This window comes from Thermosynechococcus sp. PP555 (assembly GCF_031583225.1).
In the GTDB taxonomy this organism is placed as follows: domain Bacteria; phylum Cyanobacteriota; class Cyanobacteriia; order Thermosynechococcales; family Thermosynechococcaceae; genus Thermosynechococcus.
Window position 1 is genome coordinate 1,485,746 of the sequence record NZ_CP134168.1, and the last position, 25,856, is coordinate 1,511,601.

26 protein-coding genes and 1 pseudogene are annotated in these 25,856 nt (G+C 52.5%); 7 read left to right on the forward strand and 20 right to left on the reverse strand.

What is annotated here, in order from left to right; all coding sequences use genetic code 11:
- Positions 1–71: 71 nt before the first annotated feature.
- On the forward strand, positions 72–641 hold the full coding sequence (gene lepB / locus RHH27_RS07225; protein ID WP_302677908.1) for a signal peptidase I: 570 nt from the start codon (positions 72–74) through the stop codon (positions 639–641).
- Here lepB and RHH27_RS07230 read toward each other — a convergent pair.
- On the reverse strand, positions 638–952 hold the full coding sequence (locus tag RHH27_RS07230) for a hypothetical protein (RefSeq protein ID WP_302677909.1): 315 nt from the start codon (positions 950–952) through the stop codon (positions 638–640). The genes lepB and RHH27_RS07230 overlap by 4 nt on opposite strands.
- A gap of 405 nt (positions 953–1,357) precedes the next feature.
- Here RHH27_RS07230 and RHH27_RS07235 point away from each other — a divergent pair.
- Positions 1,358–2,132, forward strand: a pseudogene (locus tag RHH27_RS07235) (transposase).
- A gap of 303 nt (positions 2,133–2,435) precedes the next feature.
- Here the strand turns inward: RHH27_RS07235 and RHH27_RS07240 are convergent.
- The 13 genes from RHH27_RS07240 to RHH27_RS07300 all read right to left on the reverse strand — a co-directional run bounded on the left by RHH27_RS07240 (position 2,436) and on the right by RHH27_RS07300 (position 12,560).
- A complete protein-coding gene (locus RHH27_RS07240) occupies positions 2,436–2,552 on the reverse strand; it encodes a glycosyltransferase (RefSeq protein WP_302677910.1) in 117 nt (38 codons plus the stop codon).
- 4 nt (positions 2,553–2,556) lie between these two features.
- On the reverse strand, positions 2,557–3,327 hold the full coding sequence (locus RHH27_RS07245) for a cephalosporin hydroxylase family protein (protein WP_302677911.1): 771 nt from the start codon (positions 3,325–3,327) through the stop codon (positions 2,557–2,559).
- A complete protein-coding gene (locus RHH27_RS07250) occupies positions 3,320–4,384 on the reverse strand; it encodes a class I SAM-dependent methyltransferase (protein ID WP_302677912.1) in 1,065 nt (354 codons plus the stop codon). The genes RHH27_RS07245 and RHH27_RS07250 overlap by 8 nt, the downstream gene beginning before the upstream one ends.
- Positions 4,385–4,386: 2 nt before the next feature.
- Positions 4,387–5,226 carry an NAD(P)-dependent oxidoreductase gene (locus RHH27_RS07255; protein WP_302677913.1) on the reverse strand — a complete coding sequence of 280 codons (840 nt, stop codon included), beginning with the start codon at positions 5,224–5,226 and terminating at the stop codon, positions 4,387–4,389.
- Positions 5,223–6,452: a class I SAM-dependent methyltransferase gene (locus tag RHH27_RS07260; protein WP_315862883.1), complete on the reverse strand. Its 1,230-nt coding sequence runs from the start codon at positions 6,450–6,452 to the stop codon at positions 5,223–5,225. The genes RHH27_RS07255 and RHH27_RS07260 overlap by 4 nt, the downstream gene beginning before the upstream one ends.
- Positions 6,449–7,009 carry a dTDP-4-dehydrorhamnose 3,5-epimerase gene (gene rfbC, locus RHH27_RS07265; protein WP_302677915.1) on the reverse strand — a complete coding sequence of 187 codons (561 nt, stop codon included), beginning with the start codon at positions 7,007–7,009 and terminating at the stop codon, positions 6,449–6,451. The genes RHH27_RS07260 and rfbC overlap by 4 nt, the downstream gene beginning before the upstream one ends.
- Positions 7,006–8,094, reverse strand: a complete 1,089-nt coding sequence (gene rfbG, locus RHH27_RS07270; protein WP_315862925.1) for a CDP-glucose 4,6-dehydratase — start codon at positions 8,092–8,094, stop codon at positions 7,006–7,008. Before rfbG ends, rfbC begins: the two co-directional genes overlap by 4 nt.
- Positions 8,094–8,864 carry a glucose-1-phosphate cytidylyltransferase gene (rfbF, locus tag RHH27_RS07275; RefSeq protein ID WP_302677917.1) on the reverse strand — a complete coding sequence of 257 codons (771 nt, stop codon included), beginning with the start codon at positions 8,862–8,864 and terminating at the stop codon, positions 8,094–8,096. Before rfbF ends, rfbG begins: the two co-directional genes overlap by 1 nt.
- A 753-nt stretch (positions 8,865–9,617) precedes the next feature.
- Positions 9,618–9,983: an alpha-1,2-fucosyltransferase gene (locus tag RHH27_RS07280; RefSeq protein WP_302677918.1), complete on the reverse strand. Its 366-nt coding sequence runs from the start codon at positions 9,981–9,983 to the stop codon at positions 9,618–9,620.
- Positions 9,984–10,052: 69 nt separating this feature from the next.
- Positions 10,053–10,265 carry a hypothetical protein gene (locus RHH27_RS07285; RefSeq protein WP_302677919.1) on the reverse strand — a complete coding sequence of 71 codons (213 nt, stop codon included), beginning with the start codon at positions 10,263–10,265 and terminating at the stop codon, positions 10,053–10,055.
- A gap of 175 nt (positions 10,266–10,440) precedes the next feature.
- Positions 10,441–11,211: an FkbM family methyltransferase gene (locus RHH27_RS07290; protein WP_302677920.1), complete on the reverse strand. Its 771-nt coding sequence runs from the start codon at positions 11,209–11,211 to the stop codon at positions 10,441–10,443.
- 231 nt (positions 11,212–11,442) lie between these two features.
- Positions 11,443–12,372, reverse strand: a complete 930-nt coding sequence (locus RHH27_RS07295; RefSeq protein ID WP_302677921.1) for a glycosyltransferase — start codon at positions 12,370–12,372, stop codon at positions 11,443–11,445.
- A 41-nt stretch (positions 12,373–12,413) separates the two neighbouring features.
- Positions 12,414–12,560, reverse strand: coding sequence for a hypothetical protein (locus RHH27_RS07300; protein WP_302677922.1), 147 nt, complete (start codon positions 12,558–12,560; stop codon positions 12,414–12,416).
- 54 nt (positions 12,561–12,614) lie between these two features.
- Between RHH27_RS07300 and RHH27_RS13375 the strand changes: the two genes are divergently transcribed.
- The 3 genes from RHH27_RS13375 to RHH27_RS07310 all read left to right on the forward strand — a co-directional run bounded on the left by RHH27_RS13375 (position 12,615) and on the right by RHH27_RS07310 (position 15,105).
- On the forward strand, positions 12,615–12,698 hold the full coding sequence (locus tag RHH27_RS13375; protein ID WP_399373378.1) for a hypothetical protein: 84 nt from the start codon (positions 12,615–12,617) through the stop codon (positions 12,696–12,698).
- Positions 12,699–13,219: 521 nt separating this feature from the next.
- Positions 13,220–13,660: a hypothetical protein gene (locus tag RHH27_RS07305; protein ID WP_206199577.1), complete on the forward strand. Its 441-nt coding sequence runs from the start codon at positions 13,220–13,222 to the stop codon at positions 13,658–13,660.
- 56 nt (positions 13,661–13,716) lie between these two features.
- Positions 13,717–15,105 carry an NAD-dependent malic enzyme gene (locus tag RHH27_RS07310; RefSeq protein ID WP_206199578.1) on the forward strand — a complete coding sequence of 463 codons (1,389 nt, stop codon included), beginning with the start codon at positions 13,717–13,719 and terminating at the stop codon, positions 15,103–15,105.
- Between the two features lie 3 nt (positions 15,106–15,108).
- On the opposite strand, the gene RHH27_RS07315 is transcribed toward RHH27_RS07310, so the two are convergent.
- The 6 genes from RHH27_RS07315 to RHH27_RS07340 all read right to left on the reverse strand — a co-directional run bounded on the left by RHH27_RS07315 (position 15,109) and on the right by RHH27_RS07340 (position 22,158).
- Entirely contained in the window at positions 15,109–16,467 is a 1,359-nt protein-coding gene (locus RHH27_RS07315) for an S-layer homology domain-containing protein (RefSeq protein ID WP_206199579.1), read from the reverse strand.
- 128 nt (positions 16,468–16,595) lie between these two features.
- The gene (locus tag RHH27_RS07320; RefSeq protein ID WP_302677923.1) at positions 16,596–18,473 is read right to left on the reverse strand and encodes a sodium:proton antiporter; all 1,878 of its coding nucleotides are present in this window, start codon (positions 18,471–18,473) and stop codon (positions 16,596–16,598) included.
- A gap of 197 nt (positions 18,474–18,670) precedes the next feature.
- A complete protein-coding gene (locus RHH27_RS07325) occupies positions 18,671–18,973 on the reverse strand; it encodes a DUF2499 domain-containing protein (RefSeq protein WP_302677924.1) in 303 nt (100 codons plus the stop codon).
- Positions 18,943–20,025: a zinc-dependent dehydrogenase gene (locus RHH27_RS07330; protein WP_302677925.1), complete on the reverse strand. Its 1,083-nt coding sequence runs from the start codon at positions 20,023–20,025 to the stop codon at positions 18,943–18,945. The genes RHH27_RS07325 and RHH27_RS07330 overlap by 31 nt, the downstream gene beginning before the upstream one ends.
- 80 nt (positions 20,026–20,105) lie before the next feature.
- Entirely contained in the window at positions 20,106–21,425 is a 1,320-nt protein-coding gene (dcm, locus tag RHH27_RS07335; protein WP_315862884.1) for a DNA (cytosine-5-)-methyltransferase, read from the reverse strand.
- Complete coding sequence (locus RHH27_RS07340; protein WP_310742717.1) at positions 21,391–22,158, reverse strand: Eco47II family restriction endonuclease; 768 nt, start codon at positions 22,156–22,158, stop codon at positions 21,391–21,393. The genes dcm and RHH27_RS07340 overlap by 35 nt, the downstream gene beginning before the upstream one ends.
- 251 nt (positions 22,159–22,409) lie before the next feature.
- Here RHH27_RS07340 and RHH27_RS07345 point away from each other — a divergent pair, with 251 nt between their 5' ends.
- On the forward strand, positions 22,410–24,644 hold the full coding sequence (locus RHH27_RS07345) for a glycoside hydrolase (RefSeq protein ID WP_302677928.1): 2,235 nt from the start codon (positions 22,410–22,412) through the stop codon (positions 24,642–24,644).
- Between the two features lie 165 nt (positions 24,645–24,809).
- The gene (gene glpX, locus RHH27_RS07350) at positions 24,810–25,853 is read left to right on the forward strand and encodes a class II fructose-bisphosphatase (protein WP_206199585.1); all 1,044 of its coding nucleotides are present in this window, start codon (positions 24,810–24,812) and stop codon (positions 25,851–25,853) included.
- The last annotated feature ends 3 nt before the right edge of the window (positions 25,854–25,856 follow it).

Here is a 25,856-nt window from a genome sequence, read left to right on the forward strand (position 1 = left end):
ACTCTTTGTAATCAGTCGGTCTACTGAAACCGGTACCATAAAAAGGGTGGTTTCTCTAAATCTGCCCTTATATGTCTGCTTCGGCAACGAATTCCCCTTCCCGCTGGCGATCGCTACGCAATAATGCCCTCCTGATTGGGGTGGCTGTGCTGATCACGCTACTGATTCGTATTTTTGTGGCGGAGTCGCGCTTTATTCCCTCAGAGTCTATGGAGCCAACGCTTTGGCCAGGCGATCGCATTGTGGTGGAAAAGATCACCTATCGCCAGCGATCGCCTCAAGCGGGGGATATTGTTGTCTTCTATACCCCACCCCTCTTGCAGGCCCTTGGTTATCGCGCCGATCAAGCCCTCATTAAACGAGTGATTGCCACCGCCGGGGACACGGTTGCCGTGCATGATGGTCAAGTTTGGGTCAACGATCGCCCCCTTGCAGAACCCTACATTGCTGAGCCACCCGTTTATACGCTCTCCCCAGTGACAGTGCCAGAGAATATGCTCTTTGTTATGGGAGATAACCGCAACCACAGCAATGACTCCCATATCTGGGGATTTTTGCCCCTTGAGAATGTCATTGGTCGGGCGATCGCCTGCTATTGGCCCCTCAACCATGCGGGTAAAATTTCGTCCCCGGCTGCCTAATAGGTGACTAGCCGCATCAGTGTGGGGTTAGCATCCTCCACCAGTCCCCATTCAACTGGTAACGGTACCACTTTTCCCACAGGAGTTGTTTGCGTTGCTTGGAGACAATCAGTCTGCAAACTGTAGTTGCCATTGCGCAGGCTTGGCGGTTGGGCAGGGCGGCTGACTTGACAGGTTTTAATGACCGTCGCTCCCACCTGTAGCGTGCTATGGGTTTGGCTGTGAGCCAAAGGTGTCCAAGAAAACACGGCTAACACACTCAAGGCGATCGTCGCGACAAGAGACTGCCGCCAAAACTGCATGCTGAACATAATTCCCCCGCCTTCTCTTTATCGAGAAGTCATTGATGAAATCACTCGTAACAGTTCCTTAGATTCCTTCCCCCGCTTTTGGAAACGTGAGGCTTTGAGTCTTGAACGGTGAATACTAAGGTATTAACTGCAAAAAAGTAATAAGAAAACGTGAGGAGCTGTTTAGAGTTGTAGGGGATTCAGTCGCCTTCCCTACACTTCTATTGTAGTCTTTATAGCCAAACCTAGTTACGATCCTGTACAAAAGTTCATGATTGAGTCTTATACCAATTCAATTTGAAGATATAGTCATTTCGAAAGAGAGTGAGATATTTTCAAGAGGGATAGGCTATACTCAAAGCGTCATGAATGTTACTCAAGAATATGAGCTATAGCTTGGACTGACGAGAGCGATTTGTCTCCTACATCCAGCAAGGTGGCAAAATTAGTGAAGCAACTCAAATCTTTCAGGTGAGCCGCGCCACTATCCATCGCTGGCTGAAGCGAGAGGACTTAGCGCCCACGGTTGTCCCCCGTCGTCCTTGGAAACTGGATTGGGCGGCCTTAGCAGCGGATGTTGCTGCCCATCCTGATGTCCGTTTAATCGACCGTGCCTAGCGATTTGGCGTACAAGTTTCCACGATTAGTTACGCCCTCGACCGAAGGGGCATCACTCGAAAAAAAACAGATGTGTTACCAAGAACGACAAGCGTATCAATGGGTAGAGATTCATGGAGAGGAAACACTGGTGTCTATCGATGAGACAGGGTTTGACTCTTGAGTGGAGTGTGAGTATGGGTGGTCAGCGCGAGGCCAACGAATTGATGGAGAGCGAGCGGGGAAGCATAAGAAAAGAGAGAGTTGAGTCGCAGGACGGTATAGATACCAGAAAGACTTCATCGCCCCAATGCTGTTTTCAGGATATTTGAATGCGTTAGGGTTTGTGAGCTGGCTGAGTCAGTACTGTTTGCCAGCGTTAAAGAGACCGTCGTTGTTGATGATGGATAATGCACCGATTCATCCAAAAGGGGCGATTCAGGAAGCGGTCAAAGCGGCGGGTCACGAGGTGTTATTTTTACCGAAATACTCTCCTGATTTGAATGTGATTGAGCACGACTTTAGTGCGTTGAAGCGAGCGCGGATGTATGCAGGGTCAAACAGTTCGATTGATGAGGTGATTCGCAAGTATTGTGCTGGATAATGTCTCATTCTTGATTGGAGTAGCTATATACTTCCTGTGCCCAGCATGTTCATCGCCAATATCACGCGTCAGGGTGCGCCCTTTGCCAAACTTGTGTTCACGTCGGACTGATCCGGTGTTTGAACCAGCGGCGATAAGTCCAAAGCATCCACCTAGGTGCTAACCTGTATAGGTGATGCATGATCCTCTGGGTATAGGCAATCAGAAATACCCGCTAGCGGCTGATCGGGCACCCAGCGATACGGCTTGCCCGCTGCGCCGCTTGAGCGCAGGCCCAAGACAAGCGGAGTTCGCAAGCGGGCTTCAGACGATGATTTCAATATTTTTACATGTCTGCCGCCGCAGCAGATCCAGCGCCTCATCCAGCAATGGCCCCCCATTGCGCACGGGTAAACCTATACTTACTAAAGGTTGCGCCATGCAACTATTTCCTCCTTTTCAAATACCCATCGGGTGCGACGGTGATGAGTAGCTTGTGCGGAATGCTCTTGTCGATTTCAAATTCCGGATGCTGCTTGAGATATTCCCACACCGCTGTTTTCGGGTTGTTGCCCTTGTCCCAGGGGCGGTCTGGAAAACTGCCCGGGGGCATGTCCTCGATGACGGTATCGAAAACCACGCAATAGCTGCCGACGCTCACCAGCGGCGCGTAGGCCTCGAGCTCGGCCAGCACATGAGCATGGGTATGATTGGAATCGAGACAAACCAACACCCGCTCATACTTACGTGCCACCTCATGCACCTGCCGGATGACCTCGGGCGCGATGCTGGAACCCTCGATCATTTGGATACGTGGGAACAGCGGGTGGGCCTCGATCGCCGCGCGGTTATGTGGTCGAATCTCGATATCGACTCCTAGCACCTTGCGCTTGGGGCGTCGCGGATCGAGCAATTCTCCTTTTTCGCTGGCCTCGCAGAGGTCGAGGAGCGCAAGCATGGAGGCGGAAAAGATCAGCGACCCCCCATGGGCAATGCCGGTTTCGATGATGAGGTCCGGCTTGATTTGCCAGATCAGCTCCTGCATCGCCACTATATCTTGCGGATACTGGATGATAGGGCGGCCGAGCCAGGAAAAATTATAAGAATACTTTGATTCCAAACTGGCCAGAAAAAATTGCCTTGCCATATCTGCAAGCGCCTGATGAGCACTGATGGACGCCATTCTACTCTTCACTTCCTGCTGATAATCACTCATGATCTGCCGTAAAGTAATTGAATTGGTGAGACGTCATATTACGCACTTCATCAAGGTAGTTGCCGTTCATCACATAAATATCTACTCCACGAAGACTCTTGGTAAGCAGTTCTGTAGGTGAAAGAACATATATTCCCGAGCTAGGCAGATACTTCCCTTGTTTTGCCGGATTGATATCAACAACAGCGTCTATTTTTACACCGGCCCGTTCCATGAAAACGCAGAAAATGACACCTTTGGACGCTCCGCCCCAAACTATTTTTTGATTGCGGCGTTTTTTTAACTGCGACGCCAGAATATCGATGGCTCTTGAGAAGTCGGACGGGAAATTAAGTGGTTGGATTGGGAATCTGGAAGGGTCGCGTAATGAGCCAAGATCTGCTACGACATACAAATACTGTCCTGAAAAGAAATGCCCTGCCTCATAAACCCTGCCAAAAATGCGCATGAAATCATCGAGTCTAAAATAATTTACATGTTCGTAATAAATGTCGAACCACGCACGTTTTTGCATAATCCATTCGAAACAAGGCACCTCAATATAGACGGTACCTCCCTTGTTGGATTCACGAAGTTCCTCCAAGAATACTAACGGTTCAGGTATATGCTCCAGTACATGGCGGAGTATTAGGCCGTCGGCGCGAATTCCCAGTGCCGGTGTAAAGCAAGCTTTGATAACGTAGGGGCTACTCCCTTGATAAGACGGGTCTACGCCTGTAACGGAAAACCCCGCTTTTCGCAAATGTTCAAGGAAATACCCCTTGCCGCAACCGATTTCAACGAGTTTGCACCCCGTGAAATGGCGTTGAATGATTTTCGTCACGACTTCTAAATGCAAACGAAAGGTGCCACTTACAGCCTGCTCGTTTTGATAGTTTACATCATACTGTAATAGCTTTGGCTGAAATGCACAATTGTACACAAGCCCAATATGCAGGTCTTGAACTAAGACAACATCTCCTTTTGGGCAATTACGCGCAGCGTCACTTGTTGGAAAAGTAACATTTTGCAAAACCGGTAGCTGCTCGGCGCGATAGAGCTCCCGCAAGTCTTTCATGCTCATGACACCCCCTTTAGAACAGAGTCTAGTTTCCTTCGGTCGCCCCAAAAAGCTAGAGGCTCGTATGCTGGGTAAGGATAGTAACCGAGGTTGAGTCTGATTTGCCAATTGTTATGGCGAAGCCACTCCTCTACGAGACGACGTACTGATATAGGCTGGCCAGAACAGACATTAACTACACCAACATCCTGACTGCTAAGAGCTAGGGCAACCAAGTATTCCGCTGCTTTTTCGACTGGGAGGTAATCACGTAGCTGTTCGCCACCTGACATGTTGAAAACCGTTGCTTCCTGATAGACAGCCGAGCGAAGCTGAGCATAGAGAGAGCTTTCTGCCTGACCTTCACCGTAAAGGTAGAACAAGCGCGCCCAGACGAGTGAGAAAGTCCTTTCAGATTTTAAGAATTCCAACTTTTGTCTCAGGGCATCTTTTGCAAATCCATAAGGTGTGCAAGGAGAAGTTGGCAAATCCTCACTTAGCATTCCTGATTGCAAACCATATTCAAAACATGTTCCTGTCACGATAACTTTTTTCGTTCCTGCTTCAATGAGGCTCTTAAGGAAGCGGTATTGAGCGGGAAGTTCTGTTTCAAAATGGTGAAGTGAAGAATAGTTTGGCAAGCCTTGCCATGCTAAATGAATCACAGTATCGGGCTTACCAAGATGATTGTAGGCATCTTCCACAATATGAATGTCCATCGGCACAACGTGGTGTTCACCGATGGGTGATTTAATAGTGCCAGAACGCGATGTCACCACAGCATGAATACCCCGGCGGCTCAGCTCGGTCAGAACCGCGCGGCCGACAAAACCCGAGGCTCCTGTTACGGCAATGGTCATGGCCAGACCTCCAACCTCGGCACTGCGGTGACGAAACGGGCACCCCACGTTCGGGCATAGTCGAGCTGGGCGGTGATTTCGTCCCGCAAATTCCACGGCAGAATGACAATGATGTCGGGTTTCTCCGCTTTGAGATGCTCCTCGCCCACGATCGGAATGCGGCTGCCGGGGAGGAATTTTCCCTGTTTCGCTGGATTGCGGTCCACGACGAAGGCAAGCAAATCCCGGCGCACGCCGGCGTAGTTGAGCAGCGTGTTGCCTTTGGCGGCCGCGCCATAGGCGGCTAGGCGTTTGCTGCTGCGTTTGGCATCGAGCAGATACGCGAGAAACTCATTCTTGAGGGCGTCCACCCTTGCTTGGAAGCGGGCGTAGGTATCGGCGCAAAAGAGCCCAGCCGCGGCTTCACGGTCAAGCAGTGCCGCGACGCGCGGGCTGCGGGGGTGGCGTCCGCTCTCAGCGTGTTGGGCAAAGACGCGCAGACTGCCGCCGTGGGTGGGGAGCTCCTCGACGTCAAAGACGGTAAGACCGGCGTGCGCAAAAATCTGGCTGACCGTGCCGAGCGAAAGATACGAGAAGTGCTCGTGGTACATGGTATCGAACTGGGTTTCTTCGATCAGCCGCAACAGGTGGGGAAACTCGAAGGTGGCCACGCCTTGGGGCTTGAGCAATACAGTGAAGCCAGCAACGAAGTCATTGATGTCGGGTACGTGCGCAAGCACGTTGTTGGCAGCGATCCAGTCGGCGGCTTGGCTCTCCGCCACGAGTTCCTCAGCTAGGGCACGCCCGAAGAAGGCTTGGATGACGGTATGCCCCTTGGCGCGGGCGGCGGCGGCGGTGCTGGCAGTGGGCTCGATGCCGGTGCAGGGGATGCCACGCTCTTGGACGTAGTCAAGCAGCGTGCCGTCGTTGGCTGCGACTTCGATCACGTAGCTGTGCGACCCTAGGCCAAAGCGCTCGGTCATCGCGGCGACCAACTGGCGGCAGTGGGCATGCCAAGCGGCGGAGAAGCCGCTGAAGTAGGCATAGTTGGCGGTGAAGAGTTCCTCAGCGCGGGCGAAATCCTCCGTCTGCACCAGCCAGCACCGTTCGCAGACACGCACCCGCAGCGGATACCATGACTCCGGCGCGTGCAGTTTCTCCGCGCTCAGGTAGGCATTCGATGGCGGCGCCGTGCCCAAGTCAACTAGGTCAAGCGTTACGGGCGCAGCGCAGTGACGGCATTTCATAAGGTAATCCCCGCAAAACAGTCATCCACAAAAGGGTGAGCCGCGTCGCGTGGAGACAGTTGCGCCACCGGTAGCGGCCAAGCGATTCCCAAACAGGGATCCTGAGGGTGCAGCCCCCCTTCGGCCGTCGGCTGATAGGGCGCAGTGTGGAAATAGAGGAGTTCGCACTCATCGCTCAACGTTTGGAAGCCGTGGGCAAAACCTTCGGGAATCGCGAGCGTTTTGCGGTTGGCGGCGCTCAACAGCTCGCCATGCCAAGCAAGAAAGGTCGGCGAGCCGTGCCGCAGATCCACCGCGACATCGAACACTTCGCCGCGTAGGCAGGAAACGAACTTGGTCTCCGCATGAGGCGGGTATTGGAAATGGAGCCCCCTTACCACGCCGCGATGCGCCGTATAGGAGTGGTTAATTTGCGCGATCGGTTTGCCGTTCAACACTTCCGCCAATTCCGTACAGCAAAACAAGCGTTCAAAATAGCCACGCGCATCTTCGACCGGGTGGCGTTCGATGAGCACAAGGTCTGCAAGGGGCAGCGGGGTAAACGAAAAACGCTTCACGATGACACTCCAGAAACTTTACCGCAGTGGGCTGGCTCATGGTCGAGGAACGCCGCGATTTCCTCGAAGCACAGTGCGCGTGCATCCCTCCCCTGATAAACGGCGCGATACCAAGCCATGGTGCGGGAAACCGCTTCGGCAAGCGACCATCTCGGCAGGAGGCCAAGCACCTCGCGGCTCTTGGCGGTCTCGAGCGTTAGGGTGCCTGTTTCACGGAGCCCATCAACGCCGGCTTCGGCGATGATCTCACCGGCGCCGTAGGCTTGGCGGGCGAGTTCCGCCACTTCCTGAACCGTTGCCACTTCATGGGGCAAGGGGCCAAAGTTATAGGCGTCAGCAAGCTCTGGCCGCTGCCACAGCCGCTCAGCAAGGGTGAGATAGCCGTAAAGGGGATCGAGGACATGCTGCCAAGGGCGGATAGCATTGGGGCAGCGTAGCCTAAGTGGCTGGCCGGCCTGCCAAGCGCGGATAGCATCGGGAATTAGCCGATCCTCCGCCCAGTCGCCGCCTCCGATCACATTGCCCGCGCGCGCTGAGGCAACCGCCACGCCTTGCGCTTCAAAAAAAGCTGCGCGATAGCTTGCGATGGCCAGTTCGCTCGCAGCTTTGCTGGCACTGTAGGGATCATGCCCGCCCAAGGGATCCTCCTCACGATAAGGATACGGCCACTCGCGGTTGCGATAGACCTTGTCGGTGGTGACGACCACCGCCACGCGCACCGAATCGACCTGCCGTAGCACATCCAGCAGGTGCACAGTGCCCATCAGGTTGCTCGCCCAGGTCGCAAGCGGCTCGCGGTAGCTGGCACGCACCAGAGGCTGGGCAGCAAGGTGAAAGACGATCTCAGGCGCAAAGCTGCCGATGCGGGCGGCAAGCGCAGCGGCATCACGGATGTCGGCAAAATAGCTTTCCATCCCCGCGCCGACTTGTGCGAGTTCAAACAGATTCGGCTGGGTCGCCGGTGGCAGTGCGATCCCACACAGCCGCGCGCCAAGATGCTCAAGCCAAAGCGTCAGCCAACCCCCCTTGAAACCAGTATGGCCAGTCACGAGCACCCGTTTGCCGCGCCAAAAGCGAGTGTCCATCACCACACCTTCCAAGGCGCCTTGCCAGATGTCCAAAGGGCTTCTAGGGCATTCTTGTCGCGCAGCGTATCCATGGGCTGCCAGAAGCCTTTATGTTCAAAGGCGCGCAATTGATCGGCGGCCGCAAGGCGGGGCAGCGTACCCGCTTCCCAACTGGTCTCGTCGCCCTCGATGTAATCCAGCACCTGCGGCGAGAGCACGAAGAAACCGCCGTTGATCCAGCCGCCATCCCCGCGCGGCTTTTCCAAAAACCCACACACCGCATCGCCCTCGCGTGCCAGCGCCCCGTATCGGCCCGGCGGCTGTACAGCAGCGACCGTCGCCAGCCGACCATGGGTACGGTGAAAGGTGATTTCGGCTTTGATGTCGATATCAGCTAGGCCGTCTCCATAGGTGAAACAGAAGGCTTCTTCCTCGGCAACATAGCCAGCCACCCGCTTCAGGCGCCCGCCGGTGAGGGTTTCTTCTCCGGTATCCACGAGCGTCACCCGCCAAGGCTCGGCCTTCTGCTCATGCACTTCCATCCGATTATGGATCATGTCGAAGGTGACGTCCGACATGTGAAGAAAGTAATTTGCAAAATACTCCTTGATCACGTAACCCTTATAGCCGCAGCAGATGACAAAGTCGTTTACCCCATGAGCCGAGTAGAGCTTCATGATATGCCACAGGATGGGCTTGCCACCGATCTCGACCATCGGCTTAGGCTTAAGATGTGTCTCTTCGGAGATGCGGGTTCCGAGCCCCCCAGCAAGGATGACGGCTTTCATAGATCGAACTGTTTTCTTCAGCGGTTGCCCTTGGTTAGTAGTACCCTAGCTTGAATCTGCATGGTTGTTTCCCTACACGATGCGATACACCCCTTTGGGTTTGTTGACCTCAATCTCGCGGTTATCGCGCATGCCCTGCCCCTTGATGCCCATAAAGCGCGGCCTTCTTCCTGCCACCAGCCCTCCGCGCTCAGCGGCAAGGCACCGCCTGTGTGGATATCGGAGCGATAGAAGTTGGGATAGCTGAAGCCGACCACAGGCAAGAGAATTTCACCCATCCCTAGGGCAAGCAACAGTGAGAGTGCAACAATCGACGTATTAGCAATTTTGATGTTCGATAGCCTCCAGAAGAGGAGCAGTGCGTGGATTCATAGCTCAATCCAGCTCAAAGCAGTTCTTGTAATCCGCCTTGACGGGGTCTTGGTTTTGCTTGCGTAACAAGCAGTTGCCCACGGCCAAGAGGTCAAGTTCGACGCCCATGAAACAGCGGAAGGCATCTTCTGGTAATTCTACACGATGGGCTCGCCGCGGATGCTGAAGCTGGTATCGATTCAATCACCTCGCCAACATAGGGTTCAGCATTAAACACAGGCATCAAAACCGACACAAACGGTTCTTTGCCTGACTTTTGCGAACTCATAACACAATCCATCTAGGACAATACAGATCGCGCGTATCGAAATAATCCACATTGAACCAACGCTTGGGCGCGATGACGATTTTGTGCGGCCGCGGATTCAACCACGCCCCCCACTAGCTGAAGGTGCTGTTGGCGATATCATCTGAAAAAACGAAAAAGTGCGGCTCTTCAACACGCTCGGCGATGTAGCGAATCGCCGCTTCGTAATAGGACAGCGGGCAGAGTCTGTGTACCGCCTTTGTCTTTGGATTCTTGGCGTAGTCACCCCGACGAACATGCAGGCTCACTGCATTGACTGCGCTGATCTCCTCAGCCAGTTCCTGATTGCGACCGGAGAGAGGTTGACGGAAAGTGAAATCATTGCGGATGATCTGCGTCACATCCGCAAAATAGAGCTCCGATTGCCAGTAGCCCATCAAATAAATTGGCAGCGGCACATTGCGGATACCCGGCCAATAATGGAAATGCGGCTCTATCACGAAATGGCGATTCCGCAAAAAACGCAGCGCTCGATGCGTGAATAATCAGCGAGCCAGCCTTGACAACTGCTAACCTAGCACGGCATGTACATCTTGTAGCTCCGCCAGCGTCACAGGACAAGAGAACACCCGCTCTAGCTCGAAACCTTGATGCAGGTCATAGCTGGTAAAACCGCCTATATCCAGACGCAACGGCACACCGCGAAGAATAGAAAGAGCACGCCCAGCAGCATATTGAAACATCTGGTTGCCAAGGCCGCCAATGATATGACTGATGATCAATGAAAAAACCTCGCTATCCGATTAACGCTTTTTCTAACACTGATACCCATGATCTGAAACAACACCTTAGTACTATTTCACTGTTACCTAACCACTCCTTACCCCCACCTACAGTAAAGAGCCCATAATTACGATAAATGAAGAATTATTCGGAACTCAGGTGCTCAGAAAACAGTTATCGAAAAATGAAATTATGCGTTTCAAGCTTTCTATGCCCCACAACAACTTCATCCACCATCGCCGGCGTAATCTCTAGCGCTGTCGAATCCGCAGTAAAAGCCCGATACCCACACTCGAAAAAAATACCAAAAGTCTCTTTAAAATGAGGGTTCATAGCAACACCTGCGGGCTGATGTTCTGCGAAGCATATCTCCATCATCCAGATGGGGCGCGGCTCATTCATCAAGGCTCTTTTTGCCCCTTGTAACATCATCCACTCAGCACCTTCTACATCCACCAGTATCAGCGCTGACTTGCCGCGCAGGGTGTCGCCAAGCACACGATCGAGGCTCAAAACCGGTACCTGCGTTACATATCTTTCAGGGGTCGCCGCCCAGCCCTTGATTAGGGATGCTCCTGTGCCCCCTCCCCACATCGGCAGAATGTCCGTCCCACTACCCATTGCGACCGGAAACACCTCGGCTTTCTTTTCCCAGCCGTTGTTTTTGATGTTTTTCAGCAGATAATGCAAGTTCCGTGTATTAGGCTCTACTGCGATGACCGACTTGCCCATACTTAGCGCATGGCAGCAGTAATAGCCCACATTGGCACCGACATTCACCAGCACATCCACATCCGCGAGCAACTTCCGAACAACCTTCGTTTCTTCCGGCTCGAAACTTCCCGCCGCCATAGCAGCGTGCCCAGCCAAAGAAAAGCCCCAAGGGGTTATGCGAGCCGAATAAGGAAAGAGCTCGACAATTGCTTTAATGAAATTTTTAATCATAGTGTTCCTTTGTACCTTCTTGAAACTCAGTCAGTTTTGCTAGCTTTAGTTCCGCCTCACCAGCGCCGACTTTGCTTCTCATTCATGCTTTCTTCACCGCTATACAGTGCCAGCCAAAGCATGCCAGTCGTCCGCTTTCTTATTAGCCCGAAGTTTGAAATAGGCCAAGCCGAGGAGCGCATATACATAGCCCAGCGGCCATGCCCAGTTGCCGAGCGAGGATCGCGGGATTCATTTTGCAGCGAATCGAAGTATATTCTTGATCTGCTCGGCTGTGCTGTATGCCGAACCAAGTGGCAACAATAAAAATGCAATGTAAACGGCTCGTTCAAAACTGGTGCTTAATGACCAGTAGTCTTTTAGATTTTGATATTGCGATACTACTGTTGAGCAAAAGAATGCCCATATTTTGTAGGCAAGATTTCTATTCTTGGTGCTTCTCCGAATACCACCGCCTAAGCAGTCATCATGGATGCGTTTATACAATAACACTTCTTGATTTGCTTTGATTTCAGTCTGCGCGAGCAATACATACATAAAAAGCATATCTGTGCCTGCCGTGTGTGTTTCAGGTGATGCTAGGATGTTAAGTATATCTGAATTTAAAAGATTCTTTGGATAAATACCATAAATTGGGTTTGCTTTACCCAAGAAGCCCGGCTCTAAGTAGTATTTCAATCTTCGACTGAGTATTGATCCTGTATAGCTGAAATTTCGTCTATTGGCAGGATGTCGGATTGGATTGCCACTGCTATCGATGGTTTGTAACGTGCCAAAAGCAATACATTGAGTGCGAGCAGAGATAGGCAAAAGTATCTCTATCCATTTGGGATCCCACTTATCATCTGCCGCTGCCCACATAAAATATTCTCCCCTCGCCTCATCCAACACATATTTGAAATTAGCCACGGCACCTAGGTTCTGCGCTTGCCGCACGTAGCGAATCCGTTTATCCTTAGCGGCATACTCCCGACAGATGGCTTCTGTTTCATCGGTTGAGGCGTTATCTGAAATGATCAATTCAAAGTCGGTGAAGGTTTGCGCTAATAATGAGTCAAGCGCCTCGCGGATGAATTTAGCACCATTGTAGACCGGCATACCAATACTAACCTTAGGTATTTGCTTTGTTACGATGGATGCCGATGTAGTGTGGTCAGTCATACAAAGTCCTACGATTGAATGCCTTTAAATCCTAAGCCAGACTAGATCAATAGCTCCGCACAAGTACGCGGTGCAGCAAAGGCAGAAGTAAAAAAGGTAATGGCACTGGCGAATAATGTCCAAGCAGCAGCGCTAGGGACAGTGGCGGCAGGCAAAAATTGCAGCACGTCTTGCCCATACTGTAGCATAGCGCGGCGTTACTGATCGACCGTGCTCAGCGATTTGGTGTCGAAGTTTCCACCATTAGTTACGCCCTCAACCGGATGGGCATCACCCGAAAAAAAAACAGATGTGTTACCAAGAACGACAAGCGTATCAATGGGTAGAGATTCATGGAGAGGAAACACTGGTGTCTATCGATGAGACGGGGTTTGACTCTCGAGTGGAGTGTGAGTAGGGTGGTCAGCGCGAGGCCAACGAATTGATGGAGAGCGAGCTTTGTGGGCGGCTGTGGACAAGTCCTTGCTTCAGCCAGTAGAGCATCTGCAAGCGTTCCTGCTGTCGGGCATCGGTTTCATGGTTGCAAAGAGCTGGTATAGGATATCGCTTCTTGTCGCTTGAACTCTGTTCATCCAGCGAACTCAAACAATCTGCCATCTTCTACTGCTCAGCAAATAATGGTATAAACTCCCTTCCCTTCAAGGCAGTGGACTAAATGGGAACGCTAGCAAGGACTATCCTCTTTAGGGGTCAATTTGTGCCTGTGCCACTACTGGCATAGTTCCAACGAAAAACGGCTATTCACCTGTCAGGATCGAAGTATCAGCGTAACGACACCGCCCTTCGCTACGGTTGACGCTTCAAAACGCTGGTTTAGGCCACTTCGCGTTTCAGGTAGGGAAATAGAATGATTTCGTTGGCACGTTTGGGTTGGTTACTTTCAGTTGTATTGGGAGTTGTTACCCTTGGGTTCACCAATGGGCTGGCGATCGCTCAACCGCTCTTGGCACGACAAAATCAATCTCCATTGGTCAATGGCCTGTATCTCCTTGGCGAGTCGCCCCAACCCCAACAGGTGGGTCATAGCTATATTGTCTTTGAAGTCAAAGATCAGAAGGTCTATGGGGCGTTTTACATGCCCAATTCCTCCTTTGATTGTTTTCGGGGTACCGTGGGCGATCGCCAGTTGCAGGTGACGGTTCTACCCACCTATGAGGAGGAACCCTACCAAGCAGAAATTGATTTACCCAGTTTCTATAGTTTGCGTCGTATTAGTGCTAGCGATCGCGCCATTTTGGCCGCCTGCAAAGCCGAGCCGCTGCCCATTGCCACCCAAACCGGAAGCTAGGCAGAGGTGCTATCATCAGACGGTACCTTTTGCCGTTAACTTTTGGTTAAGTCTGAATGGTTAAGTTGACCCCGACGCCTGCCTATAGTCTGACGCTGCGATTGAAGACTTCCTTAGATCCAACGGAATTGGGAACCGTTCTCCAGATCATTGGTGGGCAACAGGGGCAAGTGGGTTCCATCACCCTGATCGAGAAAACCGCTAATAAAATCCTACGGGAACTGGTGGTGGTGGCTGCCAGCCGCGATCATGCTGCGGCCATTGTCAATGCTGTGAAATCTGACACCCAAGCCACGGTGCTAGAGGTAAGCGATCGCACCTTTCGGCTCCATGAGGGGGGCAAAATCACCGTTAGAAGCAAGCATCCCCTTCAGGAATACGACGATCTGGCGATGGCCTATACGCCGGGTGTCGGTCGGGTATCCCAAGCGATCGCTGACGATCCTCAATTGGTGCACAAACTGACGATCAAAAGCCATACGGTGGCCATTGTCAGTGATGGCAGTGCAGTCTTGGGATTAGGCAATATCGGCCCAGAGGCTGCTCTACCGGTGATGGAGGGCAAGGCCATGCTCTTTCAGGAATTTGCCGGTCTGGACGCCTTTCCCATCTGCTTGAGCACACAGGAGGTGGATGAAATCGTCGCCACCGTCAAGCGCATCGCCCCCGTCTTTGGTGGCATCAATCTAGAGGATATTAGCGCCCCCCGCTGCTTTGAAATCGAAGCCCGTCTGCAAGCGGAATTGGATATCCCTGTGTTTCACGATGACCAGCACGGCACGGCCATTGTCACCCTTGCCGCCCTTAAAAATGCCCTGCAACTAGTGGCTAAATCCTTAGATACGGTGCGCATTGTCATTAACGGGGCGGGGGCAGCCGGCATCGCCGTGGCCAAGCTCCTGCGCAAAGCCGGCGCCCACCATCTAACCCTCTGCAACCGCCAAGGCATCCTCTCAAAAGACAAAGCACAAACACCAGCACAGCAGGAATTTGCCGTCGCTGAAACAGGAACGCTGGCTGATGCTCTAGAGGGTGCCGATGTCTTTATTGGCTTGAGTGCCCCCGGCGTCCTGACATTGGAAATGGTGCAGCGCATGGCTCCAAAAGCGATTGTTTTTGCAATGGCCAATCCCGTGCCGGAAATCCAACCCGAACTCATTTATGACCATGTGGCGGTGGTGGCCACTGGCCGCAGTGACTATCCCAATCAAATCAACAATGTGCTCGCTTTTCCGGGGGTGTTTAAGGGTACCCTTGCCTGTCGGGCACCCCGCATGACGGAGGAGATGTTCCTCGCGGCAGCAGCAGCGATCGCGGCCTTGGTCAGTCCCTCGGAACTGCACTCAGCCTATATTATCCCCTCAGTGTTTGATCCACGGGTGGCACCGGCAGTGGCCAAGGCTGTCGAGGACTGCGCGCGATCGCTGGGGTTAGCGCGTGCCTAGTCTCTATTGCGAGACAGTAAAGGGTTGAGTCAGGGTCAAGCCCAAATCCGTATTGGCATCAATCACCACTAGTCGCTGCACGGCTGGATCAATCGCACCACCAATGGTGGCACCGGCGGCTGCACCGGTAATCACTTTTTCGGGCGTAATCTTGCGATCGCCAATCACTGCAGAAGCACCCGTGGCCAAAGCAGCACCAATCAGCGTATCGCGAATAATGGAGGTGGCAGGCCGTCCTTGGTTGGTTTCAATCGCTGCCCCCGTCACTGTCCCCGTGAGCACTTTTAGGGGCGTAATCCTGCGGTCTCCCGCCAAGCCAGAAATCCCCGCAGCCACCGCCGAACCAATGGCCGCATTGCGGAAGACATTGCCAATGTTGGGATCACGGGCATCGCGAATCGTACGAATTACTTGGGAATTAGCAGCGATCGGGAGTTGGCGATTATTGATCACCACCGTATTGGCCACAAATTGAGACCCCCCTTGGGCGGGCTGGATCTGGCCAAAAATTTCACTGCCCACGGGAATCACAACACGACCTTGGCTATCGCGGACATCGGCAGCCGTCACCAAGCGGATCGCAACACTTTCATTGGGGCTAAGGACAATCCGCTCTGCATCGGGGAAACGAGCCGGAATTTGCTGACCGGCTGGGAGCGCAATAGGCGAGGTGGTAGCCACACCCGCAATGTACTGCGTCGGCACAAGGGCTTGGGCACCGGGGGCACGGGTCGCCTGACAGAGGAATGCGGCAATATCGGCACGGGTGGCCAGTTGATTTGGCGCAAAGAACTGCACATTGGGATAGTTCACCACCACTTGTTTAGCGGTGGCAGCGGCCACACCCGCACGTCCATAAGCGGGAATTGCTGCCGCATCATTGAACTGGCCTAAGACCCCCTCCACAGAAGGCGGTGTGGGATATTGCAAGCCACTGGCTAGAGCCACGATCGCCTGAACGCGAGGAATATTTTGATTGGGCTGAAACACATTGCCGGGGTAGCCACTCAAGAAGCCAGTACGGGTGGCATTTTGAATCGCACTCGCTGCCCAAAATGTGCTGGGGACATCGTTAAACATACTGGGGGCACGCACCACAGGCGCATTGGGAAACGCCTTCCCCAGCATGGCTGCATATTCAGCACGGGTGACGGGGGCAAAGGGGCGAAAGGTGCCATCGGGATAGCCGCTGATAATGTTGCGACTGGCCAAGTGGTCAATACAGGCCTGTGCCCAAATGCCTTGGGTATCGGTAAAACGGGATTGGGCTTGCACCGGAACAGCCGCTAGAAGGGCAAGGGTACCAGAACTCATTAAACCGCAGCTCAAAACAGCCAAGCTGCGCTGTGCGAGGCTCTGCATAGCAAATCTCTCCAAGTAAGAGGGTATTCAAGTTATCTGAGAGGGTTTTGGATTCCCCTCAGCAATTTTGATTGGGAAAACACGTCAATCGTTGACTCTGCTGATGCCTATGGACGCAGTGCCGGAGATTAGGTTCCCTTGGGGGTAGGGGCTTCACTGGGGACAAGAACCGATTCCACTTGGGTATTCATTTGCCAGCCCGAAATTAAGGCCGCCGGTAGGGTGTGGGGTTTGGGGCTGTGGAGCAGGTAAATGAGGCGATCGCCCACTTGCCACTCTTCATTGGCTCGCACCACCCGCAATCCCTCTGGCCGTTCCACAAGCAGGGGAAGCACTTTCCCAGAGCGGATCAAGGCGTCAAGGTGCTGGCGTTGCAATTGCGATCGCTCCTCCTCAATCACCAGTTCCCCTAGACGAACTGCCTCAGTATTGATATATTGATTCCATTTTTTGATCGACAGTTGTGGGGTAAAGGCTGGACTCAACCCCAAGGGACAATCCTCTACCTCAAGGGCGGCCAAGACCCGTGGCGGATGAAATTCTTCGAGGACGCGCTGTGCCAGCACCGCATTCACCTCAGTATTACTAGTCACAGCCAGATAGGTGCCCAATTGAGTAATACCAGCCTCCTGCAAAATATTCAGGTCAAGAGCACTACTGAGATAGACGGGCAGATGTTCACGGCGGGCTTGTTCAACGGCCTCAGGATCGGTGTCAATCATCACCACCTCTTCGCCGCGATCGCGCAAGATCCGCGCCAACAAACGACCCAAGGGCGTACAGCCAGCAATCATCACCCCTGAAGCCCCTTGGGCACGCACATTCAGTTGGGTTGCCACCCAGCGCGCCGTTAGGCCTTGGCCGAAAACCGTCATCAAAATCGTCAGGAACACTTGTCCTTTAATGGCATCCCCCCCACTAATTCCCGCATTGGTGAGGGTAATCGAAAATAGCGAAGCCACTGAAGCCGCAACAATTCCCCGCGGCGCAATCCAACTGAGGAAGGCTTTTTGTTGCCAACTGAGATCACTGCCCCACGTACATAGGACAACGCCGAGGGGACGAATCAGGAACATTAAGCACAACACCGTGAACACCCCCGACCAACCTAGCTCCAATAGACCAGCGATCGAGAGATCCGCAGCCAGCAGGACAAACAAGACCGAGATCGAGAGCGTACTCAGTTGACCCTTGAAACGCCGCAGTACCCGCCCCCCCGGCACATCCGACCAACGCAGTACCAGCCCCAGAACCACCGCCATCATCAAGCCGGATTCGCTCACCAGTTGATCCGAGAGCCAAAATAGCCCCCACAGCGCTGCCAGCACCAACAGGTTCCGCAAATCTTCCGCCAAAAACCAAGCGCGGTGCAGGAAGCGATTGAGACACCAGCCACCAATACCACCAATCAAGACCCCCACCGCCAAGCGTTGAATAATCCCGAGGGCGATCGCCCCCATGCCGAGGTCTTGATTGAGAACTACGTTCAGCACCATCACCGCCAAAATGGCACCAATGGGGTCAATGAGCACGCCTTCTCCCTCGAGAATGACCGCCAATTTGTGCTCTACACCCACCTGACGCAGCAGCGGCCCTACCACCGTAGGCCCGGTCACCACCACCACAGACGCATAGAGAAAGGCCAGTTGCCACGGAAACTCGCCAATCCAATGGGCGGCCATGGCGCCAGCCACAAACGTCACCAGTCCCCCCAGCGTCACTAACTTCCAGAGGCTACCCGTAATATCTTGGTCAGCGCGGCTCAGGTCTAAGCTCAAGCCCCCCTCAAAGAGAATCAAGGCCACACACAGGGGCACTAACACCTCTAGGCCTTCGCCTAAAACTTCCGGATGGACTAGCCCCAAGCCGCTCGGCCCTGAAAGAATACCCGCCAGTAACAACAGGACAATACTCGGCAGCCGTAGCCAATGGGCAGTCACTTGGGCACCAATGCCTAGGACAACGGTGATGACGAACAAGGCGGTGAGTTCGGCACTACTTTCCATCGCAGCCTCCACAGAGGTTTAGGCGTTTAGGGCTAGACTGACGGGCAAGCGTTCCTCCTTGTTCTACGTCAAAGTTCAGTATTGGACTGTTGCATTTGTCACACCCTATTGCGGGGGAACCTGATTACAGGATACTGGAAGTCCTTGAGCACTGCCAATTTCAATCAATCTTGTTAAGCTTTACTTCAAGAGGGCAGCTACAGTGCGCTTTGCGATCGCCACCACAGCCATGCTGCTGCACCACAGAGGGTACAGTTGCCAATGAACGTGAGCAGCGCTTGCAGATCCACCAACCAAGCCAGTGTCACTGCATTATCGAAGTAATGCCACGTACAGGCACACATGGCACTCACCAACGCTGGTAGCATTGCCCACGCCAACCACCGCCATCCCTGCTCCGGACAGCGGCGATCCAGTTGTGCCACAAACCAAATGGCGGCCATCCACTCCAGCACACTGGAAATGTGCACTATCCATGTGGAAATTGACAGGGCGTGCATTCGGCCTCCGGATAGATGAGGATTTTGTAAGTCTCAGGCGTGGGATGTACTGCCTGTTCCACCGCCTCGGCAAGTTTGGCCAAGGGATAGCGATCGCTGATCAGGGCTTTGACATCAATGCGGCGGTTAAAGATAATGTTGCAGGCTAAGGACTGTAAGCGGTAGGAGGAACTGTAGCTGCCCATGAGATCAATCTCACGGCGATAGAGAATGTTGGGATTGAGGGGAATCTCCACCTCATCGGGAAACTCGGCAAAGAAGAGAATTTTGCCCCCCTTGCGAGTACACTCTAGGGCTTGGAAAAAGGCCTTCTCACTGGGAACCGCCAAGAGACTGACATCCACCCCCAAGCCATGGGTCAGGGCTTGCACCTTGGCACTGAGATCGGGATCGCGGGCATCAAAGGCGGCAGCAGCGCCCACTTCTTTGGCTTTGGCAATTCGCGAGGGCAGTAAATCGGTGGCGATCGCCCGTGCCCCAAAGAGATTCACCAACATAATAAACATTAGGCCAATAGGCCCTGCCCCAGTGATCAGCACCGTTTGGCCGGGAGCAACACCTGCTTTCTTCACCGCCTTGAGGCAACAGTTGGTGGGTTCAACAAAGCTGGCTTCTTCATCACTAATGTGATCGGGAATGGGAATCAGACCGCCATGCTGCACAATGTGCCCCGGTACTTTCACATACTCAGCAAAACCACCGCCACTGGGAATAAAGCCCGCCGTGGTTGTAACGGTTTTATACACATGGCACATTGAATAGTTTTCATTCAAGCAGTAGGCGCAGTGCATACAGGGAATATGGTGCATGACCACCACCCGCTGACCCACCTGCCAACCCGTCACGGCCTCACCCACCGCCGCAATTTCACCCGCCGTTTCATGGCCAAAAATACGAGGCGGCTCATAGAGGGGATAGCGAATTTTTTTGATGTCCGATTGGCACAAGCCAACGACCTTAACGCGCACAAGGACTTCATCGGCAGCAATCTCAGGGATGGGAATGTCCTCGTAGCTGAGTTGGTTCACCCCTCGGAACACTTGGGCTTTCATTGAGACCTTTGCAAACTCGCCACCCCTAAGATAATTGTCCCTTGCACCGAGAGCAAGTCTGGATGATACCCCTTTGCAACTCAAGCAAAGGAAAACTCTAGTTGTTTTGCTGCTGACAGGCAAATCGTGGGCTGAGGTGATTGGATTTCAAGGGCATTCAATAGATTCACCAGCGATCGCCCCACCGCTGCCGCCAAATTCACGGGCACTGCATTGCCAATCTGCCGATACTGGCTTGAAAGAGAACCACAAAACTGCCAATCATCGGGGAACGTTTGGATACGCGCATATTCGCGCACGGTCAACGGTCGTGTTTCGGTGGGGTGGCAGCGTTCTGTTTGCTTTTGGGCAGGGGAGCAAGTCAATGTCAACGCAGGTTCATCCCATGCCAAGCGCCGTGCCATCCCCGTTTTGCCACCATCAAGACGAAAACTTCCCATCAGATAGGCCTGCTGCAGGTCTGGGGGCAAGTCGCGCCAACACCCCCCTTCGGGAACCTGTTGCAAAATCGCCGCTTTCTGCTCAGGGTAACGCTGACCCGCAGAGGGAGGCACATCGCTCTCATAGAGAACCCCAGCTTTGAGGGCATCCGCCAACGTCATAATTTGCGGACAAGGACTCGGCCAAGCAAATTGAGCATAGGGCACTAAATCATTGCGAATGCCCACCAAGAATAACCGCTGTCGCTTTTGGGGGACGCGATAAAACAGGGCATTGAGAACCTGTGGCGGCATCAGCGTATAACCAATTTCGGAAAGCACCGCTTCAATAGTTCTAATGGTGCGCTGGCGATCGTGGCTGAGCAAACCGCGCACATTTTCGCCTAAAAATACCTTCGGTTGGACTTCTTTGATGGCTCGCGCAAATTCAAAGAATAGCGTGCCACGGGTATCGGCAAAGCCCAACTTTTCCCCTGCATAGGAAAAGGCCTGACAGGGAAACCCACCCGTCAATAAATCAATTTCGGTTTCGATCAGATGTTCCCAGTTGAGGGTGCGAATATCCGCCTCAATCACTTGCCACTGGGGGCGATTTTGCCGCAGCGTTCCACAGGCATCTTTATCAATTTCATTCAGACAGACAACGTGCAACCCCGCCTGCTCGAGTCCCAAGGCCAGCCCTCCTGCCCCGGCAAACAATTCAAGGGTTTGGTAAGGCCGCAAAGGTTGGATGAATTGCTCTTGCTCCCAAGAACTAAAAACGAGTTCCCGAAATTTTGCAAACTGAAGCAGTTGTGCTACGGGATAGTAGCGTTTGCCCCGTTCATCCTCTTCACGACAGGTCAAAAGACCTTGGCGCTCCCACTTTTGTATGGTGGCTTTTGTCACACTGAGAATATCAGCGATGAGCTCAGCCGATAGAACATCATTGGTTTTGTGTAAAATCCTTAAATCCTTCATAGTTGGAAAATGCCAAATAATACAGAGCTCCTAAGAGATTGGGATGGACTTTCCTTAAACTTTCCCTGATATTTTTACTCTCAGATGAGAAACCAATTTCAACTCCTTCAGATTCAATAACATCTTGAATGATTTGTGGTAAGTGTTTGCACAATTTTGCAAATGCATCCTTGTCGCCTGTGGCAATCTCATAAAACTTATCAATTGAAATTATTCTTATTCTTTCATTTTTGACCACTTTATCATCTATTTTAACAGACCAAGGAAGATTTTTAGATTCTTTTGAAATCACTTCAATCAAAAAACAAATTGCTTTTGAGTCACTATCAATAGTTTGTTGCATTTTGCGGAAAATATTTTCTTTCGCATTACTATTCATAGTATTAAACTTGTTTTTAATTTCCGCATAGTAAGATTTCTTGCGATTGACTATGTCATAACCTGATTCAAGAACTTCCCAGTCTTGAATATATCGAAAAATGTTTTGATGAAAATAGCCAATGTGATTATTGTTAGATTTGTCAATTTGTCTTATGATTTCTCTTTCAATAAATTCCTCATCACTGAGATGATAAACAGCGATATCGAAAGTTGCTTTTATTGGATCAATTTTGAGCTTCTTAAATTCTGTGAAATCAATTGACAAGCGATACTTTAAGATTGTTTGTTTAACATGAGCACGCATATCTTCGTCGCTAATAAATCCTAAATGATACTGATTTTTAGGGAACATAATTGATTTTTGAAAACACAAAGGCTCTATAGAGCAGGGTACAGTCCTTTTTATAGGGATAGAATACCTTCAAAACAGTCAAAACTACTGCGCTGACAGCAGGCAGTGGGACAGGAGCATAACTCATACGTTAGAAAAGCAGTATATTATGATTTGTACTGCTTTTGACATCTTACGTAACAAAGTGGTGGTAAAAGAGACTCCCCTGAAATACTAGAGGAAGAGTTCTGAGTACTGGGGGCAAGTTTGTTGTGGCGTATCCCTTGCACGTTGCCTTCATTTGGCACCAGCACCAACCCCTCTACAAAAGTTGTCGCACCGGTCAATACCTGCTCCCTTGGGTACGGCTCCACGGCACGAAGGACTACTTAGATCTGATCTTAGTCCTCGCCAAATATCCCCGCCTCAAGCAAACCGTCAACCTTGTCCCCTCCCTGTTGCTGCAAATTCAGGATTATGTCAACGGTACGGCTCTTGATCCCTACCTCACAGCCACACTGACGCCGGTCGAGCAACTCACGGATCAACAGCGCTGGTTTATCATTGAGCATTTCTTTGATGCCCACCACCGCACAATGATTGACCCCCATCCCCGCTATCGCGAACTCTACGAGCAGCGGCAAACTCACGGCAAAACATGGTGTTGGCAAAATTGGCAGCCGCAAGATTATGGGGATTTGTTAGCGTGGCACAATTTAGCGTGGATTGATCCTCTCTATTGGGAGGAGCCAGAGATTGCCCAATGGCTATCCCAAGGGCGGGATTTTAGCCTCAGCGATCGCCAGCGGATCATTGCCAAACAGCGGGAAATTCTTGGCCAAATCATTCCCCAGCACCGCGCCCTTCAAGAGGCGGGTCAAATTGAAGTCACCACAACCCCCTATACCCACCCGATTTTGCCCCTCTTGGTGGATACCGATGCCGCCAAAGTAGCGGTTCCCAACATTGCCCTGCCCCAACAGCGGTTTCAATATCCCGAAGATGTTCCTCGGCATTTGCGGCGGGCGCGAGTTCTTTATGAACAATTCTTTGGGCGATCGCCCCGCGGACTGTGGCCGTCAGAGCAATCCGTGAGTCCAGCCATTCTTGAACCCATTGTCGAGCAGGGCTTTGAGTGGATTTGCTCCGATGAAGCCATCTTGGGCTGGACAACGGGAACCTATTTTTACCGCAACGAAGCAGGGGTTGTCCAACAGGCCAATGTTCTTTACCAACCCTACCGCCTGACCACGGCCAAAGGGGATCTCAACATTGTCTTTCGCGATCATCGCCTCTCGGATCTGATTGGTTTTACCTACAGTGCCATGGCTCCCGAAGCAGCGGCAGCGGATCTGCTCAAGCAGCTGGAGGGCATTCGCCAGCAACTCATTGCCCATGAAGGGACTGGTCAATCCAGTTTGGCGCAACCATGGCTTGTGACCATTGCCCTCGATGGTGAAAACTGCTGGGAGTACTATCCCCGCGACGGCCTGCCCTTCTTAGAAAGGCTTTACCAAGGCCTGAGCGAGAACGAGCACTTTGCCTGTGTTTCTGTGGCGGAGTATCTGCAACAATATCCCCCACGTGCGGTGATTTCGGGTTCTGCTCTTCACAGCGGCTCTTGGATTGATGGCAATTTCTGTACATGGATTGGCGATCCGGTAAAAAACAAAGCTTGGGACTATTTAGGGGCTGCCCGCCAAACCCTTGAACGCCACCCCGAAGCCACTGAAACGAAGAATCCGGCAGCATGGCAAGCTCTTTTGGCGGCTGAAGGCTCTGACTGGTTTTGGTGGTTTGGTGAAGGCCACTCCTCGAACCACGATGCCATGTTTGATCAGCTTTTCCGTGAGCATTTGATGGCGCTCTACACAGCATTGGGGGAGCCAATTCCTGAGGTTCTCAATGATCCCTTAGAAGTCCACGAAGCCAAGGATACCTACCCGCCCCAAGGCTTTATTCACCCTGAGATTGATGGGCGCGGTGATGAGCAGGACTGGAACTTTGCTGGCCGGATTCAAATCGGTGGCAGCCGCGGGACGATGCACCGCCAAACGCTGATCAGTCGCCTCTGGTATGGGGTGGATCACCTAAATATCTATCTGCGTCTTGATACTCCGAACCAGAAACAGCCCTTTGGGAATGACATCAGCACCCTGCACTTTTGCTGGTACTACCCCAACATGGTGACGTACAATAGCCCCCTCTCTGATCTGCGAGATTGCCCCGACGCAGCCCCCCTCAACTACCTGTACCACCATCAATTGGTGATTGACTTTGAAAAGCAACAGATTGCTTTCAAAGAGGCGATCGCCAACTACCAGTGGGAAGAGCGACCCAACCATGCCCGCTATGCCTTGGGCATCTGCCTAGAAGTGGCCATTCCTTGGGCAGATCTGCACCTGCATCCCGATTGTGGCCTGCATTTATTGATTGTGTTGGCACAGGATGGCTATTACTTGGATCATCTGCCCACAGAGCAACTGCTCTTTTTGACCACACCTTAGACCTTGAGGCGAAGCGTTAACAACAAGCGATCGCTCAGGCTTCGCAATGCAGCTACGGTTGAGGGCAAATAATTTGCAGCGAGAAATTATTTTCTGCGTACCAAAGTTCTGTAAGCTCAGATAGGAAACCTCTGCGGGATCAACTTGTGCAGTTAGGAGGGTTGTGTGGATAACGTCATCGGCTTAGAGATTATAGAAGTTGTCGAGCAAGCGGCGATCGCCTCAGCGCGGTGGATGGGCAAAGGTGACAAACACATGGCGGATCAGGTCGCCGTGGATGCCATGCGCAACCGCATGAATCAAATCCATATGCGCGGTCGTATTGTGATTGGCGAAGGGGAACGGGATGAAGCCCCCATGCTCTACATTGGCGAAGAAGTGGGCATTTGTACCCGTCCCGATGCTGCCCAATACTGTAACCCCGAAGAACTCATTGAAATTGACATTGCTGTTGACCCCTGTGAAGGGACAAACCTCTGCGCCTACGGCCAACCCGGCTCAATGGCAGTACTGGCCATTTCTGAAAAAGGGGGGCTGTTTGCGGCTCCCGACTTTTATATGAAGAAATTGGCGGCGCCCCCTGCTGCTAAGGGCAAAGTGGATATTCGCAACTCGGCGACAGAAAACCTGAAAATTCTCTCGGAATGCCTTGACCGCGCCATTGATGAGTTAGTGGTGGTGGTGATGAAGCGCGATCGCCACAATGACTTGATTCAAGAAATTCGCAATGCGGGTGCCCGTGTTCAACTGATCTCCGATGGCGATGTCTCCGCTGCTCTCTCCTGTGCTTTCTCTGGTACCAACATTCATGCGCTCATGGGTATTGGTGCTGCGCCTGAAGGAGTGATTTCCGCTGCTGCCATGCGTGCCTTGGGTGGGCACTTCCAGGGGCAACTGGTCTATGATCCCGCTGTGGTCATGACCAAGGAATGGGCGAATCGCACCCGCGAAGGCAACCTCGAAGAACTCAAAAAAGCTGGCATCACTGATCCCGACAAGGTCTATGAAGCAGAGGAATTGGCCTCTGGGGAAACGGTTCTCTTTGCCGCCTGTGGTATTACGCCCGGTATGCTCATGAAAGGGGTGCGCTTCTTCAAAGGTGGCGCCCGTACCCAATCTTTGGTCATTTCCACGCAGTCGAAAACGGCTCGCTTTGTCGATACCATTCACATGTTCGATAAACAGTTGAAGTCGCTGCAGTTGTACTAAGCG

Excerpts from the sequence above, each read along its gene's own strand:
- lepB (WP_302677908.1), top strand. The coding sequence starts at position 72 with ATGTCTGCTTCGGCAACGAATTCCCCTTCCCGCTGGCGATCGCTACGC.
- RHH27_RS07230 (WP_302677909.1), bottom strand. The coding sequence starts at position 952 with ATGTTCAGCATGCAGTTTTGGCGGCAGTCTCTTGTCGCGACGATCGCC.
- RHH27_RS07240 (WP_302677910.1), bottom strand. The coding sequence starts at position 2,552 with ATGGCGCAACCTTTAGTAAGTATAGGTTTACCCGTGCGCAATGGGGGG.
- RHH27_RS07245 (WP_302677911.1), bottom strand. The coding sequence starts at position 3,327 with ATGAGTGATTATCAGCAGGAAGTGAAGAGTAGAATGGCGTCCATCAGT.
- RHH27_RS07250 (WP_302677912.1), bottom strand. The coding sequence starts at position 4,384 with ATGAAAGACTTGCGGGAGCTCTATCGCGCCGAGCAGCTACCGGTTTTG.
- RHH27_RS07255 (WP_302677913.1), bottom strand. The coding sequence starts at position 5,226 with ATGACCATTGCCGTAACAGGAGCCTCGGGTTTTGTCGGCCGCGCGGTT.
- RHH27_RS07260 (WP_315862883.1), bottom strand. The coding sequence starts at position 6,452 with ATGAAATGCCGTCACTGCGCTGCGCCCGTAACGCTTGACCTAGTTGAC.
- rfbG (WP_315862925.1), bottom strand. The coding sequence starts at position 8,094 with ATGGACACTCGCTTTTGGCGCGGCAAACGGGTGCTCGTGACTGGCCAT.
- rfbF (WP_302677917.1), bottom strand. The coding sequence starts at position 8,864 with ATGAAAGCCGTCATCCTTGCTGGGGGGCTCGGAACCCGCATCTCCGAA.
- RHH27_RS07290 (WP_302677920.1), bottom strand. The coding sequence starts at position 11,211 with ATGATTAAAAATTTCATTAAAGCAATTGTCGAGCTCTTTCCTTATTCG.
- RHH27_RS07295 (WP_302677921.1), bottom strand. The coding sequence starts at position 12,372 with ATGACTGACCACACTACATCGGCATCCATCGTAACAAAGCAAATACCT.
- RHH27_RS07300 (WP_302677922.1), bottom strand. The coding sequence starts at position 12,560 with ATGCTACAGTATGGGCAAGACGTGCTGCAATTTTTGCCTGCCGCCACT.
- RHH27_RS07305 (WP_206199577.1), top strand. The coding sequence starts at position 13,220 with ATGATTTCGTTGGCACGTTTGGGTTGGTTACTTTCAGTTGTATTGGGA.
- RHH27_RS07310 (WP_206199578.1), top strand. The coding sequence starts at position 13,717 with ATGGTTAAGTTGACCCCGACGCCTGCCTATAGTCTGACGCTGCGATTG.
- RHH27_RS07315 (WP_206199579.1), bottom strand. The coding sequence starts at position 16,467 with ATGCAGAGCCTCGCACAGCGCAGCTTGGCTGTTTTGAGCTGCGGTTTA.
- RHH27_RS07320 (WP_302677923.1), bottom strand. The coding sequence starts at position 18,473 with ATGGAAAGTAGTGCCGAACTCACCGCCTTGTTCGTCATCACCGTTGTC.
- RHH27_RS07325 (WP_302677924.1), bottom strand. The coding sequence starts at position 18,973 with ATGCACGCCCTGTCAATTTCCACATGGATAGTGCACATTTCCAGTGTG.
- RHH27_RS07330 (WP_302677925.1), bottom strand. The coding sequence starts at position 20,025 with ATGAAAGCCCAAGTGTTCCGAGGGGTGAACCAACTCAGCTACGAGGAC.
- dcm (WP_315862884.1), bottom strand. The coding sequence starts at position 21,425 with ATGAAGGATTTAAGGATTTTACACAAAACCAATGATGTTCTATCGGCT.
- RHH27_RS07340 (WP_310742717.1), bottom strand. The coding sequence starts at position 22,158 with ATGTTCCCTAAAAATCAGTATCATTTAGGATTTATTAGCGACGAAGAT.